Annotated in this window: 12 protein-coding genes; 2 read left to right on the forward strand and 10 right to left on the reverse strand. The window is 72.4% G+C overall.

Annotated features, from left to right (window positions below):
- Nucleotides 1-142 precede the first annotated feature (142 nt).
- From BLW47_RS12105 to BLW47_RS12115, 3 genes are read right to left on the reverse strand one after another with little or no spacing between them, the layout of a single operon-like run.
- Nucleotides 143-397, reverse strand: coding sequence for a Smr/MutS family protein (locus BLW47_RS12105; RefSeq protein ID WP_013736060.1), 255 nt, complete (start codon nt 395-397; stop codon nt 143-145).
- Nucleotides 398-446: 49 nt separating this feature from the next.
- The gene (locus tag BLW47_RS12110; protein WP_091555554.1) at nt 447-818 is read right to left on the reverse strand and encodes a tetratricopeptide repeat protein; all 372 of its coding nucleotides are present in this window, start codon (nt 816-818) and stop codon (nt 447-449) included.
- 32 nt (nt 819-850) lie between these two features.
- Complete coding sequence (locus BLW47_RS12115) at nt 851-1,600, reverse strand: ROK family protein (protein WP_091555556.1); 750 nt, start codon at nt 1,598-1,600, stop codon at nt 851-853.
- A 45-nt stretch (nt 1,601-1,645) separates the two neighbouring features.
- Here BLW47_RS12115 and BLW47_RS12120 point away from each other — a divergent pair, with 45 nt between their 5' ends.
- Nucleotides 1,646-3,277: an ABC-F family ATP-binding cassette domain-containing protein gene (locus tag BLW47_RS12120; protein WP_091555558.1), complete on the forward strand. Its 1,632-nt coding sequence runs from the start codon at nt 1,646-1,648 to the stop codon at nt 3,275-3,277.
- 110 nt (nt 3,278-3,387) lie between these two features.
- Here BLW47_RS12120 and BLW47_RS12125 read toward each other — a convergent pair whose 3' ends face one another.
- The 7 genes from BLW47_RS12125 to BLW47_RS12155 form a co-directional block, all read right to left on the reverse strand.
- Entirely contained in the window at nt 3,388-4,557 is a 1,170-nt protein-coding gene (locus tag BLW47_RS12125; protein WP_091555560.1) for a zinc-dependent alcohol dehydrogenase, read from the reverse strand.
- Nucleotides 4,554-5,042, reverse strand: coding sequence for a hypothetical protein (locus BLW47_RS12130; RefSeq protein WP_091555561.1), 489 nt, complete (start codon nt 5,040-5,042; stop codon nt 4,554-4,556). The genes BLW47_RS12125 and BLW47_RS12130 overlap by 4 nt, the downstream gene beginning before the upstream one ends.
- Before the next feature lie 53 nt (nt 5,043-5,095).
- Nucleotides 5,096-6,412, reverse strand: a complete 1,317-nt coding sequence (gene nhaA / locus BLW47_RS12135) for a Na+/H+ antiporter NhaA (protein ID WP_091555563.1) — start codon at nt 6,410-6,412, stop codon at nt 5,096-5,098.
- A 91-nt stretch (nt 6,413-6,503) separates the two neighbouring features.
- On the reverse strand, nt 6,504-8,210 hold the full coding sequence (locus tag BLW47_RS12140) for a sensor histidine kinase (protein ID WP_091555565.1): 1,707 nt from the start codon (nt 8,208-8,210) through the stop codon (nt 6,504-6,506).
- Nucleotides 8,211-8,352: 142 nt separating this feature from the next.
- Nucleotides 8,353-8,781, reverse strand: a complete 429-nt coding sequence (locus BLW47_RS12145; protein ID WP_091555567.1) for a response regulator — start codon at nt 8,779-8,781, stop codon at nt 8,353-8,355.
- Nucleotides 8,782-8,810: 29 nt separating this feature from the next.
- Nucleotides 8,811-11,300: a putative bifunctional diguanylate cyclase/phosphodiesterase gene (locus BLW47_RS12150; protein WP_139307252.1), complete on the reverse strand. Its 2,490-nt coding sequence runs from the start codon at nt 11,298-11,300 to the stop codon at nt 8,811-8,813.
- A 270-nt stretch (nt 11,301-11,570) separates the two neighbouring features.
- Complete coding sequence (locus BLW47_RS12155; RefSeq protein ID WP_091555572.1) at nt 11,571-13,175, reverse strand: S8 family peptidase; 1,605 nt, start codon at nt 13,173-13,175, stop codon at nt 11,571-11,573.
- 220 nt (nt 13,176-13,395) lie between these two features.
- Between BLW47_RS12155 and BLW47_RS12160 the strand changes: the two genes are divergently transcribed.
- The gene (locus tag BLW47_RS12160) at nt 13,396-13,629 is read left to right on the forward strand and encodes a DUF7455 domain-containing protein (protein WP_091555574.1); all 234 of its coding nucleotides are present in this window, start codon (nt 13,396-13,398) and stop codon (nt 13,627-13,629) included.
- Nucleotides 13,630-13,703 lie beyond the last annotated feature (74 nt).

The following is a 13,703-nucleotide window of genomic DNA, read 5'->3' on the forward strand; positions in this document are numbered from 1 at the left end:
CGCGTCGGCTGCTCCCGATGTCGGCTGGGCCGATTCGACTGCCACAACGCACTCGGCTACGGACCACAGACCGGCGACGACCTGGAGACGGCCTGCGATGCCGGCCGGAACGTGTTTTTGCAGCTCAGCAAGGCTCCGGGCGTTACTTCCAGCGGAAGTGGACGAAGAGGCGGCCGAAGTTCTTGGAGTCCTTCTCGACGCGGTGGTAGAGCTGCTTGACGTCCTTCTGGTCGAGGAAGCGCAGCACCCGCTTCTTGAGCTGGCCCGACCCCTTCCCCGGGATGATCTCCACGAGCGTGGCCTTCTTCGCCACCGCCTCGTCCATGATCCCGCGCAGCGCGCGATCGATGTCGTGGCCCTTGTTGAAGATGTCGTGCAGGTCGAGCTTCAGCTTCATCGCGCGGCCAGCCGGTGATCACGTCCCATGACGGCCAATGGTAGGCCGCTCACCGGGGGCGACCACCGGTCCGCGCCTCGACGCGGCGCAGCGCCGCGCGGTAGTCGTCGTTGTCCGGACGCATCGCGGCCGCGATGCGCAGCGACCCCAGCGCCTCCTCCGGCCGCCCCTGCCGCTCCAACGTCCGACCCAGCACGTGGTGGGCGTAGTGGTCGCTCGGATCGATCTCCAGCAGCGCCCGCAGCTGCTCCTCCGCGCGGACGAGCTGCGCGGAGGCGAAGTACGCCCGGGCGAGCAGCTGACGCACGGAGGCGTTCTCCGGCTCGGCCGCCACGATCGGTTCGAGCAGCCGGGCGGCCCCGCCCGGGTCGCCCGATTCGAAGAACATCGTCGCCCGCCGGTACTCCTCGAGAAGATCCACCAACCCACCCTCTCATCAACCGTCGCCCCGTGTCAGCGCTTGAGCGTCCAGGCGCGCACGCCCCCCACGATGCCCGCCGTGTTCGGTACGACCACGACGTCGTCACCCATCCGGAGGAGCTGGTCGGGACGGACGCGTCGCGAGTTGCCGCCACCGACGTAGAGCCGGTCCCAGAGGAAGACGGGGCGCAGCGCCTCCACGACCCCACGTACCCGCCGGGACCAGAACGCATCACCCAGCCGCCGCCGTTCGTGCTCGCCGATGTAGGTGTCGTAGCTCTGCCCCCACCGCGCCGGCGCCTGCGACAGCTCCAGGTGCGGCGCCAGCACCCCGCCGTCGAAGAGTGCGCAGCCCAGCCCGGTGCCGAGCGTGAGGACCAGTTCGAGCCCGGTGCCGGCGACCACTCCGGCGCCGTGCACCTCGGCGTCGTTGAGGACCAGCGTCGGCAGCCCGAACGCGTCGGCGAGGGCGCTCCGCGCGTCGAAGCCGGACCACTCGGCGACCAGCTCCGGGTCGACGCGGGTGCGCGGCCCGCTGCGGGTGACGTAGTGCGGGGTGGCGACCACGACGCCGTGCCGGATCATGCCGGGCATGCCGACCGTGAGCCGGTCGGCCGCGGGCAGCCGGGCGGCAAGGTCGAGCAGGGTCTTGACGAAGAGCGCGGGCGGCAGCGGGTACGGGGTGGGCACCCGCAACGGCCGGGCGCGCATCGTCCCCGCCTCGTCGAGGACGGACCCCTTGATTCCCCCGCCCCCGCAGTCGATCGCCAGCGTTGTGACCATAAATCAGAGTCTGCCCAACGCCGTCCCGGATAACATCGCCTCCTCATGACCGCCACGTTGATCGCCAAGGACCTCGCCGCCGCCCACGGCGACCGCATCCTCTTCTCCGGGCTCGACCTCGTGGTCGCCCCCGGCGACGTGGTCGGGCTGGTCGGCGCGAACGGTGCCGGCAAGTCCACGCTGCTGCGGATGCTCGCCGGGCTGCATCCGGCCGAGCAGGGCACGATCCAGCTCAATCCGCCCTCGGCCACCGTCGGCCACCTGCCGCAGGAGCCGGAGCGGCGGCCGGACGAGTCCGTGCGGGCGTTCCTGGGCCGGCGGACCGGGGTGGCGCGGGCACAGCGCGACCTGGACGCCGCCACCGAGGCGCTGACGGCGGGCCACGAGGGCGCGGACGACGCGTACGCGGCGGCGCTGGAGCGCTGGCTCGACCTCGGCGGCGCGGACCTGGACGAGCGCGCCGAGCAGGTCGCCGCGGAGCTCGGGTTGGCGGTCGACCTCGACGCGCCGATGACCACGCTCTCCGGCGGGCAGGCCGCCCGGGCCGGGATGGCGTCGCTGCTGCTCAGCCGGTACGACGTCTTCCTCCTCGACGAGCCGACCAACGACCTGGACCTGGACGGGCTGGAGCGACTGGAACGCTTCGTCACCGGGCTGCGCGCCGGGGTGGTGCTGGTCAGCCACGACCGGGAGTTCCTGGCCCGGACGGTGACCCGGGTGGTCGAGCTGGACCTGGCGCAGCAGCAGGTCAACCACTACGGCGGCGGCTACGCGGCGTACCTGGAGGAGCGCGAGGTCGCGCGCCGGCACGCCCGCGAGGAGTACGAGGAGTACGCCGACACGAAGGCGGCGCTGGAGGAGCGGGCGCGCACGCAGCGGGCCTGGATGGAGAAGGGCGTCCGGAACGCCCGCCGGAAGGCCACCGACCCCGACAAGCACGTGAAGCACTTCCGGGGCCAGACCTCGGAGAAGCAGGCGTCGAAGGCGCGTCAGACCGACCGGATGATCGAGCGGCTGGAGGTGGTCGAGGAGCCGCGCAAGGAGTGGGAGCTGCGGATGAGCATCGCGGTCGCGCCGCGGGCCGGCGCGGTGGTCGCGGCGCTGCGCGGCGCGGTGGTACGTCGCGGCGGCTTCACGCTCGGACCGGTCGACCTGCAGATCGACTGGGCGGACCGGGTGGCGATCACCGGGGCGAACGGCTCCGGGAAATCAACGCTGCTGGCGGCGCTGCTCGGGCGGCTGCCGCTGGACGAGGGGCACGCGTCGCTCGGGCCGGGCGTGGTGGTCGGCGAGGTGGATCAGGCGCGCGGGCTGTTCGTCGGGGACGAGCCGCTGCTCGACGCGTTCCGGGCGGCCACCCCGGAGCTCGCCCCGGCCGACGCGCGGACCCTGCTGGCGAAGTTCGGGCTGCGCGCCGCGCACGTGCTGCGCCCGGCCGCGACCCTCTCCCCCGGCGAACGCACCCGCGCGGCGCTCGCGCTGTTGCAGGCGAAGGGCGTGAACCTGCTGGTCCTCGACGAACCGACGAACCATCTGGATCTGCCCGCGATCGAGCAGCTGGAGTCGGCGCTGTCGTCGTACCCCGGAACTCTGCTGCTGGTCACCCACGACCGCCGCATGCTCAACGCCGTCCCCACCACCCGCCACCTACACCTCAAGGCCGGCCAGCTCCGTTAGCACCCGCTCGCCCCCGCGATCTTGCAGTTCTGGCCGTGCTTTTGTCTGGTTGTGGGCGAGTATGTCGCGGCCATAACTGCAAGATCGACGAGAAGCATCCGGGGGGAGGGTTAGGGGGTGAAGACGGCGCGGACGCAGTCTTCCTTCTTGTTCTTGAACAGGTCGTAGCCGCGGGGGGCCTCGCTCAGCGGCATCACGTGGGTGGCCAGGTGCTCGGTGATCAGCTCGTCTCTCGCCATCCGTTCCAGCAGCATCGGGATGTAGCGCTGGCCGTGCTGCTGGGCGCTGCGGATCGTCAGCCCCTTGTTCATCACCGCGCCGAGCGGGAACTTGTCGACCAACCCGCCGAAGACGCCGAGGATGAACACGCTCCCGCCCTTGCGGCAGTTGTAGATCGCGTCGCGTACGGCGATCGAGCGATCCGACTCGATCCGCAACTGCTGCTTGATCTGGTCGTAGATGAACTGCGGGCCCGGGCTGTGCGCCTCCATCCCGACCGCCTCGATGCAGACGTCCGGGCCGCGGCCGCCGCTGCGTTCCAGCAGCTCGGCCCCCACGTCGGTGCGTTCGTAGTTGAGCGTCTCCACCCCGAGCACCCGCTCGGCCATCTGCAGCCGGTAGTCGAACCGGTCGATCACGATCACCCGCCCGGCGCCGAGCAGCATCGCCGCGCGCGCCGCCATCTGGCCGACCCCGCCGCAGCCCCAGACCGCGACCACGTCGTCCGGGCGGATGCCCGCCATGTCCGCCCCCATCCAGCCCGTCGGGGCGGCATCCGAGGCGAACAGGGCACGCTCATCGCTGACCCCGTCCGGCACGGCGAACGCGCCCTGGTCGGCGAAGGGCACCCGGATGTACTCGGCGTGGCTGCCGGCCAAGCCGCCCAACGCGTGCGAGTAGCCGTAGCAGCCGCCCGGGGCGAAGCCCCAGAGCGTCTCGGTGATCGCGGGGTTCGTGTTGCCGTTGTCGCAGCACGAGAAGAGCCCCTGCTCGCAGAACCAGCAGCGACCGCAGGAGACGAACGAGCAGACGACGACCCGGTCCCCCACCTTGTGCTTGCGCACCTCGGAGCCGACCTCGACAACCTCGCCGAGGAACTCGTGGCCGAGGACGTCGCCCTGCTTCATGAACGGGATGTAGCCGCCGAGCAGGTGCAGGTCCGATCCGCAGGTGACGCTGCGCCGCACCCGCACGATCGCGTCCTGCGCGTTGAGCAGCTGCGGGTCCGGCACCTGCTCCACCGCGACCTCGTTCACCCCTTCCCAGCAGAGCGCCTTCACAGCCGTCCCTCCTCGCGTCCGTGCCGGGTGGCGTACTCCAGCGGGCTGTTCAACAGCGTCTCGCGGGCGGTCGGGGGCGCATCCGGGCTGAGTACCTCACCGGTCTCGGCGACCTGCTTGGCCTGCCGCAGCGCCGCGCGTACGGCGCGCCGCGGGTCCGTGCCGCTGATTCGGGCCGCGCCGCCGGCCACCCCGGCCGACTCGCCGTGTCGCAGCCGCACGGCGAGCTCCGTCCCCCGCCCGCCCGGCGCGGGCCGCAGCTGCACCTCGACGGCGTCGCCGAGCTGGGCCAGCGGCTCCGGGATGCCACCGCCCGGCGCCACCTGGTCGATAGGGCGGTTGATCGTGACGACGTGCCAGCGGGATGCGCGGGCGGGCGCCACCGACCGCGGCGGCCACTGGCCGTCCCCACCGAGCAATCGACGCGCCACGGCCCCGCCCGCCGCGACGACGGCCGCCGCGGTGCCCCAGTTGACCAACTTCATGCCGCTGGGTACCGGGCTGGCCGGACGGCAAACCGCGCGCGCTCAAGATTTTCTTACGCGTGCCCGGGGCGCTGGTAGACGTCGGGGATACCGTCGCCGTCGGCGTCGGCGGTCTCCGCCTCGTGCAGGCGGCGGTAGACCGCGTTGCGTCGGACGAGGACGAGCGCGGCCAGCACCGCCGAGGTGAGCGAGCCGATGAGGACGGCGGCCTTGACGTGCGCGTCGCGACCGCTGCCCGCGCCGAACGCGAGGTCGCCGATCAGCAGGGAGACGGTGAAGCCGATGCCGGCCAGCAGCGCGAGGCCGAGCATGTCGGTCCAGGTGAGATCCTCGGCGAGCTGTGCGCGGGTGAACCGGGCCACCAGATAGGTGGAGCCGAGCACGCCCACCAGCTTGCCGACGACGAGCCCGGCCACCACCCCGATCGCCACCGGATCGGTGAGCACCGCGCCGAGCCCACCCTCCCGCAGTGAGACCCCGGCCGCGAAGAACGCGAAGATCGGCACGGCCACGCCGGCCGAGAGCGGACGCCAGACGTGTTCGAAGTGCTCCGCCCGCCCGGTCGACTCGCCGGGGCGGGGCCGCACCGGCACCGTGAACCCGAGCAGCACCCCGGCGACGGTGGCGTGCACCCCGGAGGCGTGCACCAGGGCCCAGGCGAGCAGCGCCAGTGGGACCAGCAGCCACCACCGGGTCCGGCCGCGCCGGACCAGCAGCGCGAACAGCGCGATCGGCACGAGCGCGCCGAGCAGCGGCAGCACCTCGAGATGGGTGGTGTAGAAGACCGCGATGATGGTGATCGCGAGCAGGTCGTCGACGACGGCGAGGGTGAGCAGGAAGGCGCGGAGCGCGGGCGGGAGGTGCGAGCCGATCACGGCGAGCACCGCGAGCGCGAACGCGATGTCCGTGGCGGTCGGGATCGCCCAGCCCCGCAGCGCGTCCCCGCCGCTGCCGAGGTTGATCAGCACGTAGATCACCGCCGGCATGGTCATGCCGCCGACCGCGGCGATGATCGGCAGCACCGCACGGCGTGGCTCCCGCAGATCACCGGCGACGAACTCGCGCTTGAGCTCCAGCCCGACGACGAAGAAGAAGATCGCCAGCAGCCCGTCGGCGGCCCACGTCGCCAGGCTGAGGTCGAGGTGAAAGCGCTCACCCCCCGGCCACGGCACGAACCGGCCCAGCGCTTCGTAGCCCCCGGACCACGGCGAGTTGGCCCAGATCAGCGCGGCGACCGCGCCGAGCAGCAGCAGCCCGCCGCCGACGGTCTCGGTGCGCAGAATGTCGGCGACGTACCGGGCTTCCGACAGGGACGGACGCGCGAACAGTCGGCGCACGGGTCCGGGCAGGCGCGGGGTCGGGTCGCTCACGGCAGGGGGCACCTCGTCACTGGGCAGCATGGACTCTCGCCGACCAGACTTCCCGGCACACCTGTGATCACACTATCCGCCGCGCGCCGGGTCACGCCGGAAGGGTGAACCAGATCCGCGTGCCGCCGCCGTCGTTGGCGGTGACGCCGATCGCGCCGCCGTGTCGGGTGACCACCCGGCGGCAGATCGCGAGCCCCAGCCCGGTGCCCGACCGGTGCTCGCTGCCCGGGGCGCGGTGGAAGGCGTCGAAGACGCTCGACCGCTCGGCCTCGGGGATGCCGATGCCGCGGTCCGCGATCTCGATCCGGTAGCCGCCGTCCAGTTCGCGCCGAGCCGCGATCTCGATGTACGGCACGTGGCCGTCCGGCGAGTACTTGATCGCGTTCCCGACGAGGTTGTCGAGCAGCTGCCGCAGCAACCCGGGGTCCCCCACGACCGTGGGCAGCCGGCCGATCCGGACGTGCGCGGCCGGGAGCACGGTGCCGCCGATCCGGTCCTGCACCACCTCGCGCGCCAGCGCGGTGAGGTCCACCTCGGCGCGGCGCAGCGGCGCGACGTCCGCGGTCGCGTAGATCAGCAGGTCCTCGATCAGCTCGCGCATCCGGCCGAGGTTCCGTTTGATCCGCCGCAGATCCTCGCGGCCGTCGTCGTCGAGCGCGGCGCCCACCTGGTCGGTCAGGAGTTCGGTGTGCGCGGTCGCGCTGGCCAGCGGCCCGCGGAGGTCGTGGGTGGCCATCGCGATGAAGCCGCGCAGTTCCGCGTCCCGCTGGCGCAACTGCTGCTCGGTCTCCTGGCGGCGCTCGATGTCGGCGCGCAGTGCCGCGGTCGCGGTCTCGACGCCGGCGAGCGCGCGGTGCCGGGACGTCGCCAGGATCAGCACCAGGCCGCTCAGCAACAGCGTGATCAGACCACCGGTGGCTCCCGCGGCGACCGGGCGGTAGTCCCGGTCCGTCAGCTGCTCCGTCCCGTACGTCACGAGTTCCCAGTTGCGCTGCGCGACCTGGACCGAGACGGTGTGCGCGCGCTCCGGGTCCTCGATCCGGGCCTTCGGCCACCGCGCCACGGGGACGTCCACCTGCGGGGTGGACCGGTCGAAGAGAGTCACGGCGACCAGACCCTGCGAGATGCGCTCCAGCGCCTGGGAGAGGAAGTCCTGGCCCCGCATGCCCATCACGAGCCAGCCGCGCAGCTCGTCGGTGCTGCGGTTGTAGATCGGGGCGGCGAAGCCGAAGGAGAGCTGCTGCTGCTCGGGCGGGAGCCCGCGGTCACGGAGGAAGACGTACGTGCGGGTGACCGCGACCTCTCCGGTCCGGGTCGCCCGGTCCATGGCCTCATAGGACTCCGGCGCCTCGGCCAGGTCCTGGCCCGCGGAGGTGGACGCCCCGTCCAGGTTCCGGCTCAGCACCACGAACCGGTGCTGGCGCCCCGTGTTGAGCGCGGGCCGCAGCACGAGCCCCTTCGCACCCCACCTGCGCCACCGCGCCTGCACCTGCGCGACCTCGTCGCCGGCCGCCGGCACCACGAGCGACACGCCGATCACCCCCGAGAGTCGGTGCGGGGTGACCGTCGAGGTGATCTGCGCGAAGTCGGTGGCGGTCAGCTGGCTCTGCGCGGCCACGGCGACGGCGAGGTCCTGCAGCATGTCCACGTACCGCTCGGTCTGGGCGGCGACGGTCGCCTGGACGAGCTCGGCGCGCCGGGCCAGCGTGTGGGCGACGTACCGGTCCTGCTGTTGCTGGAGGACCACGGCCAGCGCGCCGGAGGCCACCAGTCCCACCACGGCGACCGCGCTGGTCACGCCGTACGCGACCCAGTTACGCGGGACACGCGATTCCGGGCGAATACGCCTCAGGCTGGCGGGAAGGGGCACATCCGAAGAATAACCACGTTATCCGCGCTAACCCGTTACCCGACACCCCGCCGGACCGGTGGTGGACGCGTCAGCTCGGTTCCAGCACCCCCTCGGTCAGCGGCGCCCCGGCGAGCAGGGTGTCCCGCACGGCGCTGACCAACGCCTCCGAGGTGAACGGCTTCTGCACGAGGTGATCGTCGATGGAGAGCAGCCCCTTGCCGACCGCCACCTCCGCCGGCAGCCCGGACACGAAGACCACGCGCAGGTCGGGACGCATCCGGGTCAGGGTGCGGGCCAGGTCACCGCCGGAGGCGTCCGGCATGCCGAGGTCGGTCAACAGGAGGTCGATGACCCCGTCATGGTGCTCGCAGAGCACCTCGGCCTCCGCGGGTCCCGCGGCGGTCAGCGTGCGATAGCCCCGCCGCTCCAGCATGCGGCGCATCACTTCGCGCAGATCCTCCTCGTCGTCGACGACCAGCACGGTCGCCGGGAACGGGGCAGTCGCGGATTCAGGCATCGACCCTCCTTCGGTCATACCTGACGACGTTAAGCCCCCCGGAGCAGGGAATCTGGCGTTTTCACAACATCGTTCCCATTTGCGTCGCCGACGCGGTGCGCCGGCCGCGCGTGCGGCGCGATCCGGAACTGCGGCGCGGTCTCCGGATCCGGCGGCAGCGGCACCGAGATCAGCGCGTCGATCGCCTCGGCGGGGACCGGCCGGGAGAACAGGTACCCCTGCGCCAACTGGCACCGCAGCCCGCGCAGCGCCTCGGCCTGCTCGACGGTCTCGATCCCCTCGGCCACCGTGGTGAGGTTGAGACCGTGACCGAGCGCGACGATCGCCCGCGCGAACGGCCAGTCGTCGGGGCCGAAGTCGAGCCGCTCGCCGTGCCGGGTGAACGAGCTGTCGATCTTGAGGATGTCCACGGGCAGCTGTGCGAGGTAGGACAGCGACGAATAACCCGTGCCGAAGTCGTCGATCGCGACCCGGATACCGCGCTTGCGCAACTCGTTGAGCTGCGCCGCCGCGGTCGAGACCGTCGCCGCCGCGATCAGGCTGGTCTCCGTGATCTCCAGAATCAGCGCCGGCCCCGGCAGACCGGCCTCCGCGATCGCGTCGATGACGGTGTCGGCGAAGCCGGGCTCCACCAGCTGGCGACCGGACACGTTCACGGAGACCGCGACGCCGGCCGCGGCGTACCAGGCGCGCGCGTCCTGGCACGCGCGCCGCAGCACCCAGGCCCCGATCTCGCGGATCAGCCCCGTCTCCTCGGCGACCGGGATGAAGTCCGCGGGCGAGACCGGCGTTCCCTCCGGCGGGATCCACCGCACCAGGGCCTCGACCGCGTGGGTCTGCCGGGTCGTGAGGTCCACCAGCGGCTGGTAATGGACGGTGAACTCGCCGTTGGTGATCGCGCGTCGCAGCCCGGCGCTGAGCCGGCTGTGGCCCAGCCGCGCCTCCCGCAACGCAGACTGGAAGGCGACGATCCGGTCCTTGCCGGCGCGCTTCGCCGCGTTGAGCGCCAGGTCCGCGTCGCGCAGCGCGGTGGACGCCGTCGTCTGGCCGTCGGCGGTCTCGGCCAGCAACAACCCGATGCTGGTGGTCAGGAAGAGCTGTCCGGCCGAGATGTCGAAGGGGCGGCGCATGGCCGCGAGAATCTCCTCGGCGGCGGCCGCCGCCTGGGCGCCGTCCACGTCCTCCAGCAGCACCGCGAACTCGTCGCCGCCGAGCCGCGCCACCGTGCCACCGTGCGACACCAGGCCGAGCAGCCGGTGCGCGGCCGCGATCAGCACCTCGTCGCCGATCGGGTGCCCGAGGTCGTCGTTGACGTCCTTGAACTCGTCCAAGTCGAGCAGGAGCAGCGCGTGCTGGCCGGTGCCGGTGCGCCGGGACAGCGCCCACTCCACGCGCTCGGCCAGCACGACGCGGTTGGCCAAGCCGGTGAGCGGGTCGTGCAGCGCCCGGTAGGTGAGCTGCTGCTGCAGCGTCTCCTGGGCCTGGGCGGCCTCGGCCAACGCGCGCGCCTGCCGGCCGAGCTCGGTGGCCCGCCGCTGCGCCAGGCGAGCGATGATGGCCAGCCGGCCCACCAGCACGAACGCCACCAGCACCAGCGGGCCGAGGAACGCCAGCGCGTTGTAATCGGCCCAGGTCAGGCCGCCGCGCGGCGAGCGGTAGTACGCGACCACGCAGACCAGCGGCACCACCATCGCCAGCGCGCCCAGCAACACCAGCCGGGGCAGCGAGATCGCGGTCTGCGGCTGCGGCGTGTCGGTCGAACCGGTCGCCGACGTGGCGTGCGACGGGCGCAGCCCGGCGAGTCCGAACGCGACCGGATGCCCCACCCAGAACAGGGCGGCCGCGATGTTGGGCTGGGCCGCGCCGTGCAGCAGCGGGCCGACGAGCAGGCTGATGTTCAACGCCAGCAGCGAACCCGCGCCGAGCAGCAGCCAGACGGCGGCGCGGTGCCGCAGACCGCCGGCGAAGACCAGTCGGACGGCCAGGATCATCGTCAGGAGGTTCGCGAACGGGAAGACCAGCGCCCAGGTCATCGAGACACCCTCGGCGGAGAGCGCCGGCGCGATCACCAGGACCCAGAGCAGCGGGAAGAGGGCCGCGGCGACCACGGCCGCGTCCAGCAGGTCGGCGCAACCGCGGTTGCGCCCGGCGGGCCGCCCGACCAACGCCAGCCCGGCGATGACCAGCACGTGCGTGACCATGAAGAGTGCGCCGGGTACGGCGGATCCACGCGGCAGCGCGTGCACGGCGCACGCCGCGGCGAAGGTGGTCATCGCGCTGGCGAACAGCACCCACCAGCCGATGAGCGGAGTAGGGCGATGCCGCCGGAGACCGAAACCCATCGCCACGATGCCGATCACGGCCATGGTCAGGGCGAGGAGGTCCCGCGGCCCCCGCGGTACGAGCAGCGCCACGAGACCCAGCAGCGCCTCGACGGCGAGCAGCCGGCGAACCGGCCCGGAGGGGACCGCCCAACGGGTCACCGCCCGCACCCGCCGACCGGATGCCGCGACAACCATGCTTCCTCCTACGGCCACTGATGCGGCGGCCGGGGGCAGCGCGCAGTGATCAGTCGGCGAACGCCGGACGTGACGTCCGGGTAACAGGAAATCACGGTCAGCGTGTCAATTTTGGGCATTCAGGTGCAGATCAGGATCACACCTCCGGTCTGAGATCATCAACTGAACGGCCCGGCGCGCCGCGCGAAAGTCCAGTCGAGGACGGTGAAAGTCGAACCGCAGGCTGCAAAGTCACTATCCCGCGCCGGTGCCGCCGCAGGACGACCCTGGTTACGGGGTGAAGGTCCAGGAGAGCAGCTGTCCGTGGTCCCGCCACGAGGTGTCCCGCACCCGCAGCCGCCAGACGCCGGTGCGGACCTCCCGCGACGCGTTGACGGTGAAGGTGGAGGCGATGTTGTTGGCGGAGTCGCCGCGCCGCACGTTCTTCAGGCGGTACGTCGACCCGTCCGGGGCGATCAGGTCGAGCTGCAGGCTCCCCCGGTGCGTGTGCTTGATCCGCACGTAGACCTTTGTGCTCTTCGACGCGCGGCCGGCGCAGTTCGACACCCGCAGCGCGCTCGTGGTCGTGCGGTGGTCCCGGATGCTGCTCCTCGGCGCGACGATGAACGGCCGGCAGCGCGCCGGCGCCGCGGCCGGCTTCGGGGCGGGGACCGTCACCGGGGGCGGCGGCACCTCGGTCACGGCGCGGAGCAACAGGTTCGGCGACCCCGTCCCCGCCTGCCCCACCTTCCCGGCGGTCGCCCCGCCGACCAACGCCTGCCGCACCTGCGCCGGCGTCGCGGCGGGATTCGCCGCGAGCACCAGCGCGGCGACGCCGGCGACGTGCGGTGACGCCATCGAGGTGCCGCTCTTCGTCACGGCCGCGGAGTCGTCCGCATGTCCCGCCGACACGACGGACACGCCCGGGGCGAACAGGTCGAGGCACGTCCCGTAGTTGGAGAACGAGGCGCGTACGTCGGTGCGGTCCGACGCGCCGACGGTGATGGCGAGCGGCGCGCGGGCCGGCGACTGGTCGCAGGCGTCGACATTGTCGTTGCCGGCCGCGACCGCGTACGTGACGCCGGACTCGATGGAGCGACGCACGGCGTCGTCGAGGGCGGCGCTGGCCGGACCGCCCAGGCTCATGTTCGCCACCGCGGGCTTCACGGCGTTCGCGGTGACCCAGTCCACCCCCGCGATGATCTGGGAGTAGAGACCGGAGCCGCTGCAGTTGAGCACCCGGACCCCGACCAGCCGTGCCTGCTTGGCGACGCCGTACGTCGTGCCGCCGACCGTGCCCGCGACGTGCGTGCCGTGGCCGTGGCAGTCGCTGGCGTCCGCGTCGTTGTCGATGAAGTCCCAGCCGTGCCGCGCCCGGCCGCCGAAATCCTGGTGGCTGATCCGCACGCCGGTGTCGAGCACGTACACCGTCACACCGTCCGAGCCGGGCGGATCGTACGTGCCGGACAGCGGCAGCCCGGTCTGGTCGAGCCGGTCGAGCCCCCACGGCGGGTCCGTCTGCACCTGCGCGACCCGGGCCACCCGGTCCTGCTCCACGTAGGCCACCGCGGGATCGGCGGCCAACCGCCGGGCGGCGGTCGCGGGCATGCGCGCGGAGAAGCCACGGACGGTCGCGGTGAACGACGAGCGCACGCTGCCGCCGTACCGGCGGGTCAGCTCCCCCGCCGCGGCGGCCGCGCGGCGCGATTCCGGAGCGTCGGCCCGGAACACCACGATGTAGCTGTCGCTCACCGCACCGGGCGCATTCTCGCCCAGGATGACGCCGTCGGCCGGACGGGCCTGCGCGGGAACCGGGGCTGCGGTCAGGGCCAGTAGCGTGACCGTGCCGGTGAGCACGGCGCGGGCGGCGGGCCGGACGCGTCGGTCGTGGAGCATCGGCTTCCCTTCGCGGCGAGGATTCGGTGCCCCGATCGTGCGGGGCGCCGGGAGCCGCGCGGGTGCCTGGCGGTTGCCGCGGGGTTGCCGACGCCGCCGCCCGGCGCCGGGCCGGTCCACGAGTTCTTCGCCACGTCGGTTCCCGCGCCAATCACTAACGCCGGTGCCGGTACGGCCGATCTGCCCCGTGAGTTGAATCGGTACGCCAAGGAGGCCGCCCATGAGACCGGTGCTGGTGCCGTCGCTGCGGGTCGAGGTGGTCGCGTCCGTACCGGACTCCTGCGACGGGTGCGGGGCCGCGGCCCGGCTCAGCCTGCAGCTGACCAGCGGCGGCGAGCTGGCGTTCTGTGGGCATCACGCGAACCGGCACGCCGTGCGGATCCTGGGCGTCGCGCGGCAGGTCCGCGTGGAGGACGGTTTCGAGTGGGCGGGCGCGAAGCCGGCGCCGCGCTAGGCGCGGCGCCGGAAATGGCGACAGTCGAAGTAAAACGTCAATAACGCTTATTTTTGACTTTCGCTGTTACGATC

The organism is Micromonospora pattaloongensis, assembly GCF_900107255.1.
In the GTDB taxonomy this organism is placed as follows: domain Bacteria; phylum Actinomycetota; class Actinomycetes; order Mycobacteriales; family Micromonosporaceae; genus Micromonospora_I; species Micromonospora_I pattaloongensis.

Excerpts from the sequence above, each read along its gene's own strand:
- BLW47_RS12105 (WP_013736060.1), bottom strand. The coding sequence starts at position 397 with ATGAAGCTGAAGCTCGACCTGCACGACATCTTCAACAAGGGCCACGAC.
- BLW47_RS12115 (WP_091555556.1), bottom strand. The coding sequence starts at position 1,600 with ATGGTCACAACGCTGGCGATCGACTGCGGGGGCGGGGGAATCAAGGGG.
- BLW47_RS12120 (WP_091555558.1), top strand. The coding sequence starts at position 1,646 with ATGACCGCCACGTTGATCGCCAAGGACCTCGCCGCCGCCCACGGCGAC.
- BLW47_RS12130 (WP_091555561.1), bottom strand. The coding sequence starts at position 5,042 with ATGAAGTTGGTCAACTGGGGCACCGCGGCGGCCGTCGTCGCGGCGGGC.
- BLW47_RS12145 (WP_091555567.1), bottom strand. The coding sequence starts at position 8,781 with ATGCCTGAATCCGCGACTGCCCCGTTCCCGGCGACCGTGCTGGTCGTC.
- BLW47_RS12150 (WP_139307252.1), bottom strand. The coding sequence starts at position 11,300 with ATGGTTGTCGCGGCATCCGGTCGGCGGGTGCGGGCGGTGACCCGTTGG.
- BLW47_RS12155 (WP_091555572.1), bottom strand. The coding sequence starts at position 13,175 with ATGCTCCACGACCGACGCGTCCGGCCCGCCGCCCGCGCCGTGCTCACC.
- BLW47_RS12160 (WP_091555574.1), top strand. The coding sequence starts at position 13,396 with ATGAGACCGGTGCTGGTGCCGTCGCTGCGGGTCGAGGTGGTCGCGTCC.